General features: G+C 61.7%; 18 protein-coding genes and 1 pseudogene. 13 read left to right on the plus strand and 6 right to left on the minus strand.

Annotated features, from left to right (window positions below; all coding sequences use genetic code 11):
* Positions 1–2: 2 nt before the first annotated feature.
* From cobT to ilvA, 3 genes and pseudogenes are all read right to left on the minus strand, one after another.
* Positions 3–1,136 (minus strand): nicotinate-nucleotide--dimethylbenzimidazole phosphoribosyltransferase, encoded by a 1,134-nt coding sequence (gene cobT, locus B7G52_RS15170; RefSeq protein ID WP_240523472.1) that lies wholly within the window; start codon positions 1,134–1,136, stop codon positions 3–5.
* A gap of 195 nt (positions 1,137–1,331) precedes the next feature.
* Positions 1,332–1,457: pseudogene (locus B7G52_RS24470) on the minus strand (cysteine-rich CWC family protein); the annotation flags it as partial.
* Positions 1,458–1,468: 11 nt separating this feature from the next.
* Positions 1,469–3,082 (minus strand): threonine ammonia-lyase, biosynthetic, encoded by a 1,614-nt coding sequence (gene ilvA, locus B7G52_RS15175; RefSeq protein WP_096698390.1) that lies wholly within the window; start codon positions 3,080–3,082, stop codon positions 1,469–1,471.
* Between the two features lie 243 nt (positions 3,083–3,325).
* Here ilvA and B7G52_RS15180 point away from each other — a divergent pair, with 243 nt between their 5' ends.
* Positions 3,326–3,796, plus strand: coding sequence for an OsmC family protein (locus tag B7G52_RS15180; RefSeq protein ID WP_096698391.1), 471 nt, complete (start codon positions 3,326–3,328; stop codon positions 3,794–3,796).
* A gap of 258 nt (positions 3,797–4,054) precedes the next feature.
* Here B7G52_RS15180 and coq7 read toward each other — a convergent pair whose 3' ends face one another.
* The 3 genes from coq7 to B7G52_RS15195 are packed head-to-tail and all read right to left on the minus strand — an operon-like array spanning position 4,055 to position 5,218.
* Positions 4,055–4,672, minus strand: a complete 618-nt coding sequence (gene coq7, locus B7G52_RS15185) for a 2-polyprenyl-3-methyl-6-methoxy-1,4-benzoquinone monooxygenase (protein WP_096698392.1) — start codon at positions 4,670–4,672, stop codon at positions 4,055–4,057.
* Between the two features lies 1 nt (position 4,673).
* On the minus strand, positions 4,674–4,949 hold the full coding sequence (locus tag B7G52_RS15190) for a type II toxin-antitoxin system RelE/ParE family toxin (protein WP_096698393.1): 276 nt from the start codon (positions 4,947–4,949) through the stop codon (positions 4,674–4,676).
* Complete coding sequence (locus B7G52_RS15195; protein ID WP_096698394.1) at positions 4,949–5,218, minus strand: CopG family ribbon-helix-helix protein; 270 nt, start codon at positions 5,216–5,218, stop codon at positions 4,949–4,951. The genes B7G52_RS15190 and B7G52_RS15195 overlap by 1 nt, the downstream gene beginning before the upstream one ends.
* A gap of 329 nt (positions 5,219–5,547) precedes the next feature.
* Between B7G52_RS15195 and B7G52_RS15200 the strand changes: the two genes are divergently transcribed.
* The 12 genes from B7G52_RS15200 to B7G52_RS15250 all read left to right on the plus strand — a co-directional run bounded on the left by B7G52_RS15200 (position 5,548) and on the right by B7G52_RS15250 (position 17,181).
* A complete protein-coding gene (locus B7G52_RS15200) occupies positions 5,548–6,627 on the plus strand; it encodes a porin (protein WP_096698395.1) in 1,080 nt (359 codons plus the stop codon).
* 107 nt (positions 6,628–6,734) lie between these two features.
* A complete protein-coding gene (locus B7G52_RS15205) occupies positions 6,735–7,577 on the plus strand; it encodes a DUF3047 domain-containing protein (protein ID WP_240523473.1) in 843 nt (280 codons plus the stop codon).
* A gap of 36 nt (positions 7,578–7,613) precedes the next feature.
* A complete protein-coding gene (locus B7G52_RS15210; protein ID WP_096698397.1) occupies positions 7,614–7,841 on the plus strand; it encodes a DUF6290 family protein in 228 nt (75 codons plus the stop codon).
* Entirely contained in the window at positions 7,825–8,004 is a 180-nt protein-coding gene (locus B7G52_RS15215; protein ID WP_205853071.1) for a type II toxin-antitoxin system RelE/ParE family toxin, read from the plus strand. The genes B7G52_RS15210 and B7G52_RS15215 overlap by 17 nt, the downstream gene beginning before the upstream one ends.
* Before the next feature lie 192 nt (positions 8,005–8,196).
* On the plus strand, positions 8,197–8,334 hold the full coding sequence (locus B7G52_RS24475) for a type II toxin-antitoxin system RelE/ParE family toxin (RefSeq protein WP_371329025.1): 138 nt from the start codon (positions 8,197–8,199) through the stop codon (positions 8,332–8,334).
* Positions 8,335–8,543: 209 nt separating this feature from the next.
* Entirely contained in the window at positions 8,544–10,112 is a 1,569-nt protein-coding gene (locus tag B7G52_RS15220; RefSeq protein ID WP_371329026.1) for an ABC transporter substrate-binding protein, read from the plus strand.
* Positions 10,113–10,241: 129 nt separating this feature from the next.
* Positions 10,242–11,222 carry an ABC transporter permease gene (locus B7G52_RS15225; protein WP_096698399.1) on the plus strand — a complete coding sequence of 327 codons (981 nt, stop codon included), beginning with the start codon at positions 10,242–10,244 and terminating at the stop codon, positions 11,220–11,222.
* The gene (locus B7G52_RS15230) at positions 11,222–12,460 is read left to right on the plus strand and encodes a M20 aminoacylase family protein (protein WP_096698400.1); all 1,239 of its coding nucleotides are present in this window, start codon (positions 11,222–11,224) and stop codon (positions 12,458–12,460) included. Before B7G52_RS15225 ends, B7G52_RS15230 begins: the two co-directional genes overlap by 1 nt.
* Positions 12,461–12,488: 28 nt before the next feature.
* Positions 12,489–14,072, plus strand: a complete 1,584-nt coding sequence (locus tag B7G52_RS15235; RefSeq protein ID WP_096698401.1) for an ABC transporter substrate-binding protein — start codon at positions 12,489–12,491, stop codon at positions 14,070–14,072.
* A gap of 9 nt (positions 14,073–14,081) precedes the next feature.
* Entirely contained in the window at positions 14,082–14,993 is a 912-nt protein-coding gene (locus tag B7G52_RS15240; protein ID WP_096698402.1) for an ABC transporter permease, read from the plus strand.
* Positions 14,994–15,103: 110 nt separating this feature from the next.
* A complete protein-coding gene (locus B7G52_RS15245; protein WP_096698403.1) occupies positions 15,104–16,081 on the plus strand; it encodes an ABC transporter ATP-binding protein in 978 nt (325 codons plus the stop codon).
* A gap of 104 nt (positions 16,082–16,185) precedes the next feature.
* Positions 16,186–17,181: an ABC transporter ATP-binding protein gene (locus B7G52_RS15250; RefSeq protein ID WP_096698404.1), complete on the plus strand. Its 996-nt coding sequence runs from the start codon at positions 16,186–16,188 to the stop codon at positions 17,179–17,181.
* Positions 17,182–17,340 lie beyond the last annotated feature (159 nt).

The following is a 17,340-nucleotide window of genomic DNA, read 5'->3' on the forward strand; positions in this document are numbered from 1 at the left end:
GTTCAGGTTTCGCCGCCGGGCCGCCCCAAGGCGAAAAGCGCCCCCTCGGGGGGCAGCGCAGTACACGTAGTGACGAGCGTGGGGGCTTTGGTGTTGCCGCTGACCCCGGCCGAATCAAAACTCGCCATCTCGGCCATGAACAGGGCCGCCGATTGCAGCAGTGGCCAGGCGAGCAGGGCGCCCGTGCCCTCGCCCAGCCGCATGTCCAGGTTGAGCAGCGGCACGGCCTTCAGGTGGGCCAGCAGCAGGTGGTGGCCGCGCTCGGCCGAGCGGTGGCAAAACACCAGGTAGTCCTGCACCTGCGGCACGAGGGTGCGTGCCACCATCGCGGCGGCACCGGCAATGAAGCCGTCGACCAGCACCACGCGGCGCTCGCTGGCGGCCTGCAGCATGGCACCGCTCATCATGGCGATTTCGAAGCCGCCCAGCGCCGCCAGCACGGCCAGCGGCTCATGCACATCGGCGTGGCGGGCCAGGGCGCGCGTGAGGACTGCCTGTTTGCGAGCCAGTTGCGCATCGTCCAGACCGGTGCCGCGCCCGACCACGTCGCTGATCGGCAGGCCGGCCAGCCGGGCCAGCAGCAGCGCGGCGGGCGAGGTGTTGGCAATGCCCATCTCGCCAAAGGCCACGACGTTGCCGGGCAGGCCCCGCATGACGTCCATGCCGGCCTGCAGCGCGGCGTGGGCCTGTGCCAGTGACATGGCGGGTTCTTCGCAAATGTTCTGGGTGGCCGGGGCTATTTTTCGCTGCTGTAGCTGCGGGTGGTCGGCCAGGTCGGCGGCCACGCCGGCGTCCACCACCTGCAGGGCGAAACCGTGCTGGCGCGCAAACACATTGATGGCAGCACCGCCGGCCAGCATGTTGCCCACCATCTGCACCGTCACGGCCTGCGGAAAGGCCGACACGCCCTCGCTGGCGATGCCGTGGTCGGCGGCAAACACCACCATTTGCGGCGACTCGAAGGTGATCGCCTCGCTGCGCTGGATCAGGCCGAGCTGCCGCGCCAGCGTTTCAAGCTGGCCGAGCGCGCCCAGCGGCTTGGTTTTCTGGTCGATCTTGTGCTGCAGGCGCGCCGAGAGCGCGACGTCGGCAGTGGGCTCAATTGCGGGCAGGTGAAGCGTGGTGTTGTTGGTCATGGTGATTTCTTGGAGGCAGGCGGGACAAAAGCAGGAGGCTCCCGCTGTGCTATGGATGTTTTCGTCATTCACGACACCATACCGTTCGGGCTGAGCTTGTCGAAGCCCTTCGACAAGCTCAGGGCGAACGGTAGTAAGTTGCCGGTCATGATTTTTGGAGTTCTCAACAATTGTGGACGGTGAGGCGGGCGGCACCGGCATGATGTGAGGCAGCGTGACGCACCAGCATTCGGCGTCCCCTCCCACCATGCCACAGCGAAAAGTCGCGCCGCAACGCGGACACGATGAATTGGAGGGAACGGATGCGCCTGCCGCAGTCATGGCAAGGCCCGTCAACTCTGCAGAAACAGCCGGTAGACCGGGTTGTCGGTCTCTTCCACATGCGGGTAGCCCAGGGTGTCGAGAAAGGCCTTGAAAGCCTTGTTGTCGGCCTTGGGGACCTGCAGCCCGACCAGGATGCGGCCGTAGTCGGCGCCCTGGTTGCGGTAGTGGAAAAGGCTGATGTTCCAGCCCGGCTTCATGGCGCCGAGGAACTTCATGAGCGCCCCAGGCCGCTCGGGAAACACAAAACGCAGCAGCCGCTCGTCTTTGGACAGCGCCGTGTGCCCGCCCACCATGTGGCGGATATGTTCCTTGGCCAGGTCGTCATGGGTCAGGTCGAGCGACTTGAAGCCGTGTTTGCTGAAGTTGCTGGCGATTTTTGTGCTCTCGCCTTTGCCGTGGGTGGTCAGGCCGACAAACACATGGGCCTGGCTCGCGTCGCTGATGCGGTAGTTGAACTCGGTCACGCTGCGCGGGCCGCCCGGCAGCCCGCCGATCAGCTCGCAAAAGCGCCGGAAGCTGCCGCGTTCCTCGGGAATCGTCACCGCAAACAGCGCTTCGCGCTCTTCGCCGACTTCCGCCCGCTCGGCGACAAAACGCAGGCGGTCGAAATTCATGTTCGCGCCGCACAGAATGGCCGCGTAGGTCTCGCCTTTGGTTCTGTGCGTGGCCACATACTGCTTGATGGCGGCCACACTCATCGCGCCCGAGGGTTCGACAATGCTGCGCGTGTCGATGAACACGTCCTTGATCGCCGCGCAGACCGCGTCGGTGTCCACCGTGATGAATTCATCGACCAGTTCACGGCTGATGCGGAAGGTTTCCTCGCCCACCAGCTTGACGGCGGTGCCGTCGGCGAACAGGCCCACATCGGGCAAGGTGACGCGTTTTCCGGCGCCGACCGACTGGGCCATCGCGTTGGAATCGTTCATCTGCACGCCGATGATCCTGACCTCGGGACGCACCGCCTTGATGTAGTTGGCCACGCCGGAAATCAGCCCGCCGCCACCTATGGCCACAAATACCGCGTCGAGTGAGCCTTTGCCGATGCTCTGGATCTGGCGCAGGATTTCCATGGCGATCGTGCCCTGGCCGGCAATCACGTCCGGGTCGTCAAACGGGTGCACAAAGGTCAGGCCGTTCTTTTTTTCCAGCGTGACGGCATGCAGGTGCGCGTCGGAGTAGCTGTCGCCGTGCAGGATCACCTCGCCACCCAAGGCCCGGACGGCATCGACCTTGACCTGCGGCGTGGTCACCGGCATCACGATCACCGCGCGCGTCCCGAGCTTGTGCGCGCCGAGGGCCACGCCCTGCGCATGGTTGCCGGCCGAGGCACAGATCACGCCTTTCTTGAGCTGGGCGGGACTCAGGTGCACCATCTTGTTGTAGGCGCCGCGCAGCTTGAAGCTGAACACCGGCTGCTGGTCTTCGCGCTTGAGCAGCACGGTGTTGTGCACCCGGCGGCTGAGGTTTTTCGCCGGCTCCAGCGGGGACTCCACCGCCACGTCATAGACGCGTGCAGTCAGGATTTTTTTCAGGTAGTCGGCGGGCGTGAGTGCCCCGGCAGCGGATGGCCGGGGGGTGCCGGGTGAACGGCGGGGAGCGGGTTTGGGGGAAGTGGGCATGTGTTTTTCTCGCAACCCGACATCATAGTAGGCAAGAAAAAAGGCCCAGACCTTGCGGTCTGGGCCTGTAAATCCACCCTTTCAGGGATGGAGGAGACAACCATTGCATGAAAACAAAGCTGTCTTCATGCGATGATTTCAGTATAGCGGAGGCATGTTGCGCTGCAACAATGTTTTGTTGCGAAAAATAAACACTCGCCGCTACTTTTGACAACTATTTCTGACTTTTGAGGATGGTATTTCATGGAATGCACAGTGAGCTGGACCGGCCCCCACACCGCCACGGGGACAACAACAACTTCTGGCTCGGCCATGAGTTTTCTGGCAACAACGGGCAGTGGCCACACCCTGGTGATGGATGGCGCGCCCGACGCCACCAAGCCGGAAAACGGCGGCGCCAACCTGGCGCCGCGCCCGATGGAAACCGTGCTGGCCGGCACCGGCGGCTGCACGGCCTACGATGTGGTGCTGATCCTCAAGCGAGGCCGCCACGATGTGCGCGGCTGCACGGTCAGGCTGACATCCGAACGGGCCGAGACCGACCCCAAGGTGTTCACCAAAATCCACATGCATTTTGTCGTGACGGGACGCGGCATCGCGGCCAGCGCGGTGGAACGCGCGATTGCCATGAGCCATGACAAATACTGCTCGGCCACCATCATGCTCGGAAAAACGGCCGCGATCACGACCGGTTTTGAGCTGGTCGAGGCCTGAGCTTTAGTAACTACCCAGGTAGTTTGGGCTGGTTTTACTCCCTCTCCCCCTGGGAGAGGGCGGGGGTGAGGGCAAACGGCGTGTGCGTAGAGCTATCGTCTGTTGTGGCTTGCTGGCCCTCACCCCAACCCTCTCCCAGAGGGCGAGGGGGCAAGAAAAGCGCGCTGCATGCGGCGACCTGAGTAGTTACGAGCTTTAAGCAAAATCGGGCCGCAGCCTATGTTTATAAAGCGTTGTAAGCTATCGAAAAGATAGCATCTAGAGATAGTGCGCGGTTGTCGTCATGACTTTGGCGGAGGCCCGCATCAACGCCTTGACGGGCGCGGGCAGCGCCAGCGCACCGGCGCCTTGTGCTTCCCGCGCATGGCGCGCCTCGTCGTCCTTCATCTGCGCCACGATGGCGCGCGAGGCATGGTCGCCTTCCGGCAGGCGCTCCAGGTGGCTGGCCAAATGGGCTTCGACCTGCCGCTCGGTCTCCACCACAAACCCCAGGCTGACCCGGTCACCGAGACGGCCCGCCAGCAGGCCCAGCCCGAAAGCCCCGGCGTACCACAGCGGGTTCAGCAAGGAGGGGCGGGCGCCGAGTTCATCGAGCCGCTCACGCGTCCAGGCCAGGTGGTCGCCTTCCTCCTTGCTGGCCTCCAGGAACTGCTGGCGCAAAACCGGGTTGCGCGTGCTCAGGGCCTGCGAGGCGTAAAGCGCCTGCGCACAGACCTCACCGACATGGTTGACCCGCATCAGCGCGCCGGCCAGCGCCTTGTCCGGGGCGCTCAGCTCGGTGTCCTGTGCGGGCACCGTCGGGCATGTCCGGCTGGCACGGGGCTTGGCAAACAGGGTGCGCAGGGCGCTGTCGGCGGCGTTGATAAGGGCGTCCATTTCAATGATCCTCGCGCGTGTGCCACAAGCGCAGCACGTAAATGGTCGACGCCTGAATTTCGTAGCGCATTTCGTAATGACCGACGAGCATTCGGCGTACCTCTCGCGGTTCGAATTCTTCGAGCCTTTTGCCTAGATGCGGATTCTCCAGCAGCTTGACCGGCGCACCAGCAAGGGACTGCACAGTGCGCGCCGCCGCTACCTTGTTCACCGGGGCCAGAAACTCATGCAGCCGCGTCAGATCGGACAGCGCCTTGCTCGTCCACTTCAACTTCATCAACGAGGCACCGGCAACGGGGTAGCTGCGCTCAGGCTGTCGGCCCACGCTTGCACCGCCTGATGGTCGAGGATGCGCCCGGAGTCCACATCGGCCAAGGCCTCCAGCGTCAGACGACTGCGCTCTTCTTCCTGATCGATCCAGGCCGATAGCGCCTGCTTCATGATCCAGCCGCGCGACCGGTCAAAACGAGCCGCCATCTGATCGACCTTGTTGGCCAGGGGCAGTGGAATGTGGGCGGTCAGCACTTTGGTTTCTGCCTGTGTCATAACGGGTCTCTACTCCTTGAATCAACTCGGTAACAACGAACAACGAAAAGTGCGCCCTTTCCGGGCACTGCTTACAGTAGTTAATCATATTGATTAACAATGATTGCGTCAAGCTGTGCCAAGCCAAGAAAGTGTGAGGCGGGACCCGCACAAGCACTTCCCCATGCGTCGGGTGTTTGTTGTAGACGTGCAACGAAAATGCATTTATCGGGCTAATTCCTTTGCGAAAGATCGCGGCCTCTGGTGCAATAGCTACAACTTCCTAAATGGAGGTTGGCCCGGGGATCCAAAATCCTGGAGCCCTATGTTTAACCTTGGAGAAACTCGCAATGAAAAAATCCCTAGTCGCTTTGGCTATCTTGGCTGCTGCTGGCGTGGCTTCGGCCCAGTCTTCCGTGACCCTGTTCGGTGTTGTTGACGCGGTTTACGCTCACGGCTCTGGTTCCGGCGTCGGTTCTTCCAGCAAGAGCCAGTTGACTGACTCTGGTTACAACTCCAGCCGTCTGGGCTTCCGTGGTACGGAAGACCTCGGCGGTGGCATGTCTGCTTCTTTCTGGCTCGAAGCCGGCATGAACAATGACAATGGTTCTGGCGATCTGACCAGCCTGAACAACCAAACCGGCGGCACTACCGGTGGTGGTGGTCTGACGTTCAACCGTCGTTCGACGGTCAGCTTGGCCAGCGGCCTGGGTGAACTGCGTCTGGGTCGTGACTACACGCCACAGTTCTGGAACCAGACCGTGTTTGATCCGTTCGGCACCAACGGCGTGGGCACCACCCAGACCCTGAACTCCAGCCTCGGCGGCAACACTGCAGTTCGCGCTTCGAACAGCATTGGTTATTTCTTGCCAGGCAACCTGGGCGGTTTCTACGGCCAGTTCCAAGCCTACATGGGTGAGAACAACAAGACCGGTGCAGCGACTGAAAAAGACGGCAACGGTTCTGCCATCCGTCTCGGCTACGCCAACGGCCCGATCAACGTCGCCATGGCAACGTCCAGCACCAAGTTTGCTGCGACCGCCACCACTGGCAAGATCCGCTCCACCAACCTCGGTGGTTCGTATGACTTCGGCGTCGCCCAAGCCATGGCTTTGGTGACCCGTGACAAGGTTTCCTCTACCCCCACCTCGGTGACGGGCAAAGGTGCTTTGATCGGTGCTTTGGTCCCAATGGGTGCCGGCCAGATCCGTGTGGCTTACTCCACCTACAAAACCGACGCTGCTGGTACCCCTAAATCCAAAAAATGGGCTCTGGGTTATGTGCACAACCTGTCCAAGCGTACGGCTCTGTACACCACGTTCGCTCGCGTGACGAACAGCGGCGGTGCATCCCAGGCTCTGAACGGTGCCGTGACTGCAGTGAACGCACGTTCGACCGGTTACGACTTCGGTATCAAGCACTCCTTCTAATTGGCAGCTGGTCTTGTGCCAGCTTCAATCAAGAGAGTTTAAAAAGCCGCCTTCGGGCGGCTTTTTTCATGGAAAATGCAAATGCATGCCGTTATGGGGAGATGCTGATGACGCAGGTTGACGGGGCGCGATGGTGGGGTAGGTCGGGTGGTGGCGTGGTGTTGTTGGTCTTGCTGCAACTGGCGGGCTGTGCATCGTTCATGCCGCCGGCTGCCCCGGCTGATCCAGCAAAGCTCAGTTCGACCCCCTGGGTGGTCGCGTCCACCAGCAACCGGGTCACGCCAGACTGGCGGCACTACCCTTTTCCGGGCAAGAAGCCCAGCCACTTCCGTTATGAACGCAAGGACGGGCGTGAGGCGATGGCTGCCACTTCCAGCTCATCGGCCAGCATGGTGCGCCAGGTGTTGCGCGTGGAACCGGATGAACTGGCCAGTGTGCGTTTTTCGTGGAAAGTGCCTGAGCTGATTGCGCAAGCCGACATGGCGCTGCGCGACGCTGATGATTCACCGGTACGCGTGGTGCTGGTTTTTGAAGGCGACCGCGGCAAATTTTCCAGCAAGAACGCCATGTTGTCCGAACTGGCGCGTGCGTTGACCGGCGAGGAGTTGCCTTATGCAACGCTGATGTATGTGTGGTGCAACACCCGACCGCCGGGCACCGTGATTGTCAATCCGCGTACCGACCGGATACGCAAACTCGTCGTGGAATCCGGCGCTGGCAAGCTGCGCCAGTGGGTCGACTACGAGCGCAATATTCGCGCTGACTATGAAAAAACCTTCGGCGAAGCGCCGGGCGCGCTGGTGGGTATAGGCATCATGACCGACAGCGACAACACACGTTCGAATACCCAGGCCTGGTACGGGCCGGTCACGCTGCCGGCCACGCCGGTGAATGCTGCGGTAGCCAATGCCGCCTTGATCGCACCCGCGGAGAGTTTGCTGAAGCGGTGAGATGCAATGAATACATGTATTCAACGAGGCTGCACCATGGCGACATCCATCAGGCTTGACCCCATCACGGAACAGCGGCTGGGCAACCTGGCTGCCAAGACGGGCCGCACCAAGGCTTTTTACCTGCGTGAATTGGTGACCAATGGTCTCGAAGACCTGGAAGACTACTACCTGGCCGCGGCCACCATGGAGCGCGTCCGCAAGGGTGAAGAGAAAGTCTATTCCGCCGCTGAAGTGAGAAAAGACCTTGGCCTGGACGATTGAGTACACCGAATCGGCCAGGAGGCAGCTTCGCAAGCTTGACCAGCAGACTGCACGGCGCATCGTCGATTTCATGGACGAGCGCATAGCCGGACAAGAGAACCCGCGCAGCACAGGCAAGGCGCTAACCGGCCCCTTGCTATTGATCCGGCCCTATGAAATATGAACCGTTCGCCCTGAGCTTGTCGAAGGGTTTCGACAAGCTCAACCCGAACGGAAATTAATACATCATCGGGCCGGATCAATAGGTACTTAGGATATGGGAAATAACAACTTCCTGTCCGTCATACCCGCGAAGGCGGGTATCCAGACTCGTTGTAGCTTTCAACCCGGTTGCTGGATTCCCGCCTACGCGGGAATGACGGGAAGTTATTGTTTGCCAGACCCTTACTGGCGCTACCGCGTGGGCGACTGCCGGGTCATCTGCGACATGCAGGACCACGCGCTGCGTGTGCTTGTGATTGAGGTCGGAAATCGGCGCGACGTTTACCGGTGACTGCACCCCCCCAATGCGCAGTGGGCCGCTGGGCCTGCGCCAGCGCCTGATCAGACAGCGTGGCGGCAACTGCAAAACGACATGGTGGCCCACCCCCGTTGCCTGTCGCGCCAGTCACCCGCATTGAAGGAAACCCCTTATGACGCTGCAGGGGTTCCTGTTGCATAGTAGGCATCTTTCAACTGAAGAGGTGTTCTATGAAGTTCAAAATGGCACTGTGGTCTACCACTGCGCTCGCGGTTCTCGCGGCTGCGCCGGCTGTTCATGCCAAACCCTTCAAATGGTCGAGCGCGAGCGATATCCCCACGTTTGACATCCACTCGCAGAACAATGCGCTTGGCAATGGCGTCCACGCAGCCGTTTACGATTCGCTGGTCTACTACAACAGCCGCACTTTCAAGGTGGAACCCCAGCTCGCCGCCTCCTGGCGCGACGTCTCGCCGACGCAGGTTCGCTTTACGTTGCGTTCCGGAGTCAAGTTCAGTGACGGCACACCACTCACGGCGGACGACGTGGTTTTCTCGTTGACTCGCGCGACGGCCAAAACATCCAACTATGCGGTGTATACCCAGGGCATCGACAAGGTGGTCAAGGTCAACGATTCGACCGTGGACATCATGATGAAAGGCCCGAACCCGGTGCTGCTCAACCAGTTGACCGAACTGCGCATCATGAGCAAGGCGTGGGCCGAGAAAAACAAGTCGACCGAGCCGAAAGACATACGTGCCAAGGACGAGACCTTTGCACACCGCAATGCCATGGGCACCGGCCCTTTCATGGTCAAGGAGTGGCAGCCTGACCAGAAGCTGGTTCTTGTTTCAAACCCCAACTACTGGGGCAAGAACGAGTCCAACGTAACCGAAGTCGTCTACACACCGATCAAGTCGGAAGCCACCCGGGTTGCTGCCCTGCTGTCGGGCGAAGTCGATTTTGTCCTTGACCCCAGCATTCAGGATCTGGGCCGGCTGCGCAGCACCGGCAACCTCAAGGTCATCGATGGCATCGAGAACCGCACCATCTTCTTCGGCATGGACCAGTCTCGCGACGAGTTGCCGGGTTCCAACATCAAGGGCAAGAACCCGCTGAAGGACCAGCGCGTGCGTATGGCGTTGTACCAGGCTATAGACATCAACGCCATCCAGCGCGTCACCATGCGCGGCCTGAGCCAGCCGACGGGAGCGATCGTGGCGCCACAGGTCAATGGCTGGACCGAAGGTGTCCACAAGCGCCATCCTCATGACCCCGAAGCCGCCAAGAAGCTGCTCGCCCAGGCCGGTTATCCCAATGGGTTCGAGGTGGATTTTGCCTGCCCGAACAACCGCTATATCAACGACGAGGAAATCTGCCAGGCCGTCACCGCGATGTGGGCCCGGGCCGGTGTGAAGGCGAAGCTGCGCACCTTGCCGCTGGTCACCTATTTCCCGATGATCCAGCGCTACGAGGCCAGCATCTACATGCTGGGCTGGGGTGTGCCGACCTTTGATGGGCTTTACAGCCTGCAGTCATTGACGCGCAGTGTGGGTACGGGCGGTGATGGCAACTACAACGTGGGCCGCTACAGCAACCCGCGCATGGACTACATCGTGGACCGCGTGAAACTGGAAACCGATTTGCCGGTGCGCAACCGCCTGCTGACCGAGGCCCTGCAGCTGTCGAATGACACGGTCTCGCATATTCCGCTGCACAACCAGATCATTCCCTGGGCGATGAAGAAAAACATTGATGTCGTGCACCGCGCCGACAACCGGCTCGACTGGAGACTGATCAAGGTCAACTGAGCGAGCCGTCAAAGAGGGCCTTCCGGGGCCCTTTTTTGTAGTTCTTTTCTTTAGGCCTAAAGGAAATCCCGGTGTCGGCACAGTGCTTGCTCTGCTAGCATTGTCTTTCGCTCAAAACCATACTCCCGAATGTTTGCATTTATTCTCCGTCGCCTGCTCCAGGCAGTGATCGTGATGGTCGCTGTGGCTTTTATTGCATTCATGCTGTTCCAGTATGTTGGCGACCCGGTGGTGTTTCTGCTTGGGCAGGATGCGCAGCCTGACCAGATTGCGCAGCTGCGCGCCGATCTGGGGCTGGACAAGCCCTTTTTCGTGCAGTTCGGCCACTTTCTGGTCAATGCCGTGCAGGGCGAGTTCGGTCTCAGCCTGCGCCAGGGGGCCAAGGTCTCGCGCCTGATCGCAGAGCGTTTCCCCGCGACGCTGGAACTGGCTCTGGTGGCCGCCGTCATGGCCCTGGCGATTGGTGTCCCGATGGGTGTGTATGCGGCCCTGCGCCGCGGAACCTTTCTGAGCCAGCTGCTCATGACGGTGTCGCTGGTAGGCGTGTCGCTCCCGACCTTCCTGATCGGAATCCTGCTGATTCTGGGTTTCTCCGTGGGTCTCGGCTGGTTCCCCAGCTTCGGGCGTGGCGACGTGGTGCAGATGGGCTGGTGGAGCAGCGGCCTGCTGACGGCCAAGGGCTGGCACCATATCGTGCTTCCGGCCGTGACGCTGGCGGTTTTCCAGCTCACGCTGATCATGCGGCTGGTCCGCGCCGAAATGCTCGAAGTGCTGCGCACCGACTACATCAAGTTTGCGCGCGCGCGCGGCCTGTCCAACCGCGCCATCCATTTTGGGCACGCGCTCAAAAACACCCTGGTGCCGGTCATGACCATCACCGGCCTGCAACTGGGCGGGCTGATCGCTTTTGCCATCATCACTGAAACCGTTTTCCAGTGGCCAGGCATGGGCCTGCTCTTCATCCAGGCGGTGACTTTTGCCGACATCCCCGTGATGGCCGCCTACCTGTGCCTGATTGCACTGATTTTTGTCGTGATCAACCTGGTGGTTGACCTGCTGTATTTTGTGGTGGACCCACGCTTGCGTGTCGGCACGGCAGGGGGCCACTGATGTTGTCGCCCCGGCCTGCTCCGGTGCTCAAGGCCAACGGCCGCGCCTTCGCGCAAATCAGCGAGTTCCATCCCGAAATCACGGCCTTTCGCCGCGACCTGCATGCCCATCCGGAGCTCGGCTTCGAAGAGGTCTACACCAGCGCCCGCGTGAAGGAAGCGCTGCAGCGCTGTGGCGTGGACGAGGTGCATACCGGCATCGGCAAGACCGGGCTGGTGGCCGTCATCAAGGGCCAGCAGAGTGACAGCGGAAAAATGATCGGCCTGCGTGCCGACATGGACGCGTTGCCGATGACGGAACACAACGACTTTGCCTGGAAATCCTCGCGGACCGGCATGATGCACGGTTGCGGCCATGACGGGCATGTTGCCATGCTGGTGGGCGCAGCCCGTTACCTGGCGGCCACGCGCAATTTTGACGGGACGGCCGTGCTGATTTTTCAGCCCGGCGAAGAGGGCTTTGCCGGCGCGCGGGTCATGATTGAAGACGGCCTGTTTGACCGGTTTCCGGTGCAGGCGGTTTACGGCATGCACAACTGGCCGTCCATGAAGCCGGGCACGGTGGGCATCAACCCGGGGCCCATGATGGCAGCCGCTGACCGCATCACCATCGACATCACCGGCCGCGGCGGGCATGGCGCCCACGCCTACATGACGGTCGACCCGGTGCTGGTGGCGGGGCACATCATCACGGCGGTGCAAAGCATTGTCTCGCGCAACGTCAAGCCGATTGACAGCGCCGTGATCAGCCTGTGCGCAATGCACGCCGGCGACATGGGCGCCTTCAGCGTGGTGCCGGGCAAGGCCACCCTGGTGGGCACGGTCCGCACCTTCAACCCGGACGTGCAGGACCTGATAGAGCGTCGTCTCAACGAACTCTGCACCGCAGTCGCGCTCGGCTTTGGTGCCACCGCCGCCGTGCATTACGAGCGCATTTATCCGGCCACCATCAACGCGTTCGATGAAGCCATGTTTGCCGCCGATGTGGCGGAAACCTTGCTGGGCGAGGACCACGTCGTGCGCGGCATGGAGCCCAGCATGGGCGCCGAAGACTTTTCCTTCATGCTGCAGGTCAAACCCGGCGCGTACATGCGCATCGGCCAGGGGGCCGAAAACGGTGTCGGCAGCTGTTTTCTGCACAACAGCCGTTACGATTTCAACGACGACATCCTGCCGCTGGGTGCCGCCCTGCATGCCGGGCTGGTGGAGCAATCCATGCCTTTGTCCGTGCCGCGCTGATTATTTTTTTGTTCAACAGGAGAGTCCCATGAATTTCACGAAAAAAGCCGCTTTTGCCCTTGTGGGTACAGCGCTGGCAGCTACAACTTTTGTAGCGTCCGCAGTGACCCTGCGGGTCGGAAACCAGGGTGATGCCCTCTCGCTGGATCCGCATTCGCTCAACGAATCGCTGCAACTGACGGTGGTGGGCAATGTGTACGAACCGCTGGTCACGCGCGATCGCAGCTACAAGCTGGCCCCCTCGCTGGCAACCGACTGGAAGCAGACCTCGCCGACGGTCTGGCGCTTCAATCTGCGCAAGGGCGTGCAGTTCCATGACGGCTCGCCGTTCACCGCGGACGATGTGATCTTCAGCTATGAACGCGCCAAGGGTGACGGCTCCGACATGAAGAGTTATGTCGGCCAGATCAAGGAAATCAAGAAGATCAACGATCACACGATCGACTTCGTGCTGAACAACCCCTTTCCGATCCTGCCCGAGCTGTTCACGCAGTGGCACATCATGAGCAAGAAGTGGTGCGAAACGAACCAGGCCACCAAGCCAGTGGACCGCCGCAAAGGCATTGAAAACGCCGCGTCTTTCCGTGCCAACGGCACCGGCCCCTTCCGCGTGCGTGAGCGCCAGCCCAATGTCCGCACCACCTTTATCCGCAACGGCAGCTACTGGGGCAAGATCGACGGCAATGTGGACGAAGTGGTCTTCAACGTCATCGGCAACAACAGCACCCGCGTCGCGGCACTTCTGTCCGGCGAAATTGACGTGATGGAGCCGGTGCCGGTGCAGGACGTGGCCCGCATCAAGGCCAATGCCGAGCTCAAGGTGCTGCAAGGCCCCGAGCTGCGCATCATTTTCCTCGGCATGGACCAGAAGCGCGACGAACTGCAGTTTTCCAGCGTCAAGGGCAAAAACCCGTTCAAGGACAAGCGCGTCCGCCAGGCTTTCTACCAGGCCATCGACATCGAAGCCATCAAGAACCGTGTGATGCGCGGTGCGGCCACGCCGGTGGCCACACTGCTGGCACCCGAGATCAAGGGTTACGCCCCCGACCTCGCCAAACGCCTGCCGTTTGACGTGGAAGCCGCCAAGAAGCTGATGGCTGACGCCGGTTATGGGGCAGGGTTCGAGTTGAAGATGAACTGCCCGAACGACCGTTATGTCAACGACGGTGAAATCTGCCAGGCCGTGGCCGCAAATCTGTCGCGCATCGGGGTCAAGATCAATCTGGAAGCCGAAACCAAGGGCACCTACTTTCCGAAGATCTTGCGCCGTGACACCAGCTTCTACATGCTGGGCTGGACGCCGAGCACGGTGGACGCCCACAACGTGCTTTACCCCATCCTATCCACGCCAGGTGAGGGTGGCCGCGGCCAGTTCAATCTGGGCGCTTACAGCAATGCGCGGATTGACCAGCTGACCGACCTGGTGGCCTCCGAGACCGATGACAAAAAGCGCAACGAGATGATCCATGAAGCGCTGAAGATCCATCAGGATGACGTCGGCCATCTGCCGCTGCACCAACAGGCGCTGAACTGGGCGTCCAGGAAGAACATCGAAATGGTTCAGTGGCCCGATAACGGCATGCCCTGGAAATACGTCAAAGTCAACAAGTAACACGGGTTGATGAAAAGCGCGCTATTCCGATGGTGGGATGGCGACATCGGCTACAGCTTTCGCACCTCTCCGGTAGCGATGGCTGCGGCTGCAGTCGCCCTCATCTGCATCTTCTGTTCGGTGTTTGCGGGCTTCGTGGCACCGCACAACCCGTTTGACCTGACGACGCTCGAACTGAGCGATGCCCGCCTGCCACCGGCCTGGTCGGCCGAGGGCTCGGCCAAGTACCTGCTGGGCACCGATGACCAGGGGCGGGACATCCTGTCTGCCCTGATGTACGGTGCCCGCGTTTCCCTGGCGGTGGGTTTTGCCTCGGTGATCCTGTCGGTCGTGTTCGGCGTGGGCATGGGTCTGCTGGCCGGTTTTTATGGCGGCTGGATCGACTCTGCCCTGATGCGCCTGTGCGACGTGATGCTGTCTTTCCCGGCCATTCTGGTGGCCCTGCTGATTGCCGGGGTGGGACGGGCCCTGTTTCCCAACGCCCAGGACTCCCTGGCGCTGGGGGTGCTCATCATTTCGATCACGCTCACCGGATGGGTGCAGTACGCCAGAACGGTGCGTGGCTCGACCCTGGTCGAGCGCAACAAGGAGTACGTGCAGGCGGCACGTGTGACCGGTGTGACACCGATGCGCATCATGCGCCGCCACGTGTTGCCGAATGTGATGGGGCCGGTGCTGGTGCTGGCGACCATCCAGGTGGCCACGGCCATCATCACCGAAGCCACCCTGTCCTTCCTGGGCGTGGGCGCGCCGCCCACCTCGCCTTCGCTGGGCACGCTGATCCGCATCGGCAACGACTACCTGTTTTCCGGGGAGTGGTGGATCACGGTGTTTCCCGGCCTGATGCTAGTGTTGATTTCGCTGAGCGTGAACCTGCTGGGTGACTGGCTGCGCGATGCGCTGAACCCCAGACTACGATGACACTCCCGAAGCAGCCTGCGGCCGCCTCCCTCTCAGGGAGGTGCCACCAGTGGCCCGGCAAAGCCGGTTCCGCGGTGACTGCTCGAACAGAACCTACACCCGTCCAATCAATGAGCCTATTACAAGTCAAGAACCTGATCGTCGAGTTTCCCGGCCGGCGCGGCACGCTGCGGGCGCTGGACGACATTTCGTTTGATATCGCCCCCGGTGAAATTCTGGGTGTGGTCGGCGAGTCGGGTGCCGGCAAGTCGCTGACCGGCGCTGCCATCATCGGACTGCTGGAGCCGCCCGGCCGCATCGGCGGCGGGCAGATCCTGCTTGAAGGCGAGCGCATCGATAACCTGCCCTATGAGCAGATGCGTCACATTCGCGGCCGCAAGATAGGCGCAATTTTCCAGGACCCTTTGACCTCGCTGAACCCGCTGTACACCGTGGGCCGGCAATTGATCGAGACGATACAGGCGCATCTGCCGGTCAGCAACGCCGAAGCGCGCCAGCGCGCCATTTCCCTGCTGCAGGACACCGGCATTCCGGCGGCCGAACAGCGCATCGAACATTTTCCACACCAGTTCTCGGGCGGCATGCGTCAGCGCGTGGTGATTGCCCTGGCGCTGGCCGCCGAGCCCAAGCTGATTGTTGCCGACGAACCAACCACGGCGCTCGATGTGTCGATCCAGGCGCAGATCATCATGCTGCTCAAAAGCATCTGCAAGAAGCGCGGTGCCGCCGTGATGCTGATCACCCACGACATGGGGGTGATTGCCGAAACCTGCGACCGCGTGGCCGTGATGTACGCCGGCCGCATTGCCGAAATTGGCCCGGTGCATGAGGTGATCAACCACCCCTCGCATCCTTATACCGCCGGCTTGATGGAGGCCATCCCCGACATCACGCTGGACCGCGAACGGCTCAACCAGATCGACGGCGCCATGCCGCGTCTGAACGCCATTCCGCAAGGCTGCGCCTTCAATCCGCGTTGTCCCCGGGTGTTTGACCGCTGCACGCAGGACAGGCCGGACCTGCTGCCAGCAGGTGCCACACGTGCCGCCTGCTGGCTGCACGCTGCCACGGTGGGAGTGACCGCATGAGCAACAGCGAAACGACGACAAGCGCGGGCGACCGTTTTTCCGCAGGGCCGCCCCAAGGGAAAACAGCCCCCTCGGGGGGCAGCGACGTACGCGCAGCGACAAGCGTGGGGGCTCCTCTGGTTCAGGCTTTTGACTTGGCCAAGACGTTTGATGTGTCCCCGCCCTGGCTGAACCGCGTGCTCGAAGGCAAGCCCCGGCTGATGCTGCATGCGGTCGATGGCGTCAGCTTCGAGATTGAAAAAGGCAAGACACTGGCCCTGGTCGGCGAGTCGGGCTGCGGCAAAAGCACGGTGGCCCGTTTGCTGGTGGGTCTGTACGAGCCGACCCGTGGCGGCCTGACCTTTGACGGCCAGGATGCCCATGCGGCCTTCAAGACGCCGCAAGGCCGGCAACTGCGGCGCCGCATCCAGATGATTTTCCAGGACCCGTACGCGAGCCTGAACCCGCGCTGGATCGTGGAGGACATCGTGGGCGAGCCGCTCAAGGAACACGGCCTGATCACCGACGAAGCCGAACTCAAGGCGCGCGTGGGCGAACTGCTCAAGTCGGTCGGCCTGTCCCCGCTGGACATGGTCAAGTTCCCGCACCAGTTTTCAGGCGGCCAGCGCCAGCGCATCTCGATTGCCCGGGCACTCGCCACCGAGCCGGAATTCCTGGTCTGTGACGAGCCGACCTCGGCGCTGGACGTGAGTGTGCAGGCGCAGGTGCTCAACATCATGAAGGACCTGCAGCGCGAGCGCGGGCTGACCTACCTGTTCATCTCGCACAATCTCGCGGTGGTGCGCCATGTCAGTGACCAGGTGGGGGTCATGTACCTGGGGCGGCTGGTCGAACTGTCCGACAAGCAGACGCTGTTTGCCAGCCCGAAGCACCCTTACACACGCATGCTGCTGGACGCAATCCCGAAAATGCACGACACCGGCCGCGCCCGCACCCCGGTGCAGGGCGAGGTGCCCAATCCCCTGAATCCGCCGACCGGCTGCACTTTTCATCCGCGCTGCCCGCATGTCAACGACCGCTGCCGCGCCGAGCGGCCGCAGCTCCTGACCATCCAGGGTGTGAAGATCGCCTGCCACGCTGTGGAAGAAGGACGCATTTAGTTGCTCCTGTTTTTGTAGCTTCTGGCGCTTGCTGGATATGGGCTGGAGGCCGATTTCAATCATGAATTCGGAGGAGGTCCTTTGCGGCAGGCATCACGCTGCGCCGGTGGTTCGCTGTGGACAGTAGGCGCAACTCCCCACTCCCTCCCCCCACCCCTC

Origin of the sequence: Polaromonas sp. AER18D-145, assembly GCF_002379095.1 — a bacterium.
In the GTDB taxonomy this organism is placed as follows: Bacteria; Pseudomonadota; Gammaproteobacteria; order Burkholderiales; family Burkholderiaceae_C; genus Polaromonas.

Excerpts from the sequence above, each read along its gene's own strand:
- ilvA (WP_096698390.1), bottom strand. The coding sequence starts at position 3,082 with ATGCCCACTTCCCCCAAACCCGCTCCCCGCCGTTCACCCGGCACCCCC.
- cobT (WP_240523472.1), bottom strand. The coding sequence starts at position 1,136 with ATGACCAACAACACCACGCTTCACCTGCCCGCAATTGAGCCCACTGCC.
- B7G52_RS15200 (WP_096698395.1), top strand. The coding sequence starts at position 5,548 with ATGAAAAAATCCCTAGTCGCTTTGGCTATCTTGGCTGCTGCTGGCGTG.
- B7G52_RS15240 (WP_096698402.1), top strand. The coding sequence starts at position 14,082 with ATGAAAAGCGCGCTATTCCGATGGTGGGATGGCGACATCGGCTACAGC.
- B7G52_RS15220 (WP_371329026.1), top strand. The coding sequence starts at position 8,544 with ATGGCACTGTGGTCTACCACTGCGCTCGCGGTTCTCGCGGCTGCGCCG.
- B7G52_RS15235 (WP_096698401.1), top strand. The coding sequence starts at position 12,489 with ATGAATTTCACGAAAAAAGCCGCTTTTGCCCTTGTGGGTACAGCGCTG.
- B7G52_RS15195 (WP_096698394.1), bottom strand. The coding sequence starts at position 5,218 with ATGACACAGGCAGAAACCAAAGTGCTGACCGCCCACATTCCACTGCCC.
- B7G52_RS15190 (WP_096698393.1), bottom strand. The coding sequence starts at position 4,949 with ATGAAGTTGAAGTGGACGAGCAAGGCGCTGTCCGATCTGACGCGGCTG.
- B7G52_RS24475 (WP_371329025.1), top strand. The coding sequence starts at position 8,197 with ATGACGGGAAGTTATTGTTTGCCAGACCCTTACTGGCGCTACCGCGTG.
- B7G52_RS15225 (WP_096698399.1), top strand. The coding sequence starts at position 10,242 with ATGTTTGCATTTATTCTCCGTCGCCTGCTCCAGGCAGTGATCGTGATG.
- coq7 (WP_096698392.1), bottom strand. The coding sequence starts at position 4,672 with ATGGACGCCCTTATCAACGCCGCCGACAGCGCCCTGCGCACCCTGTTT.
- B7G52_RS15180 (WP_096698391.1), top strand. The coding sequence starts at position 3,326 with ATGGAATGCACAGTGAGCTGGACCGGCCCCCACACCGCCACGGGGACA.
- B7G52_RS15245 (WP_096698403.1), top strand. The coding sequence starts at position 15,104 with ATGAGCCTATTACAAGTCAAGAACCTGATCGTCGAGTTTCCCGGCCGG.
- B7G52_RS15230 (WP_096698400.1), top strand. The coding sequence starts at position 11,222 with ATGTTGTCGCCCCGGCCTGCTCCGGTGCTCAAGGCCAACGGCCGCGCC.
- B7G52_RS15205 (WP_240523473.1), top strand. The coding sequence starts at position 6,735 with ATGACGCAGGTTGACGGGGCGCGATGGTGGGGTAGGTCGGGTGGTGGC.
- B7G52_RS15210 (WP_096698397.1), top strand. The coding sequence starts at position 7,614 with ATGGCGACATCCATCAGGCTTGACCCCATCACGGAACAGCGGCTGGGC.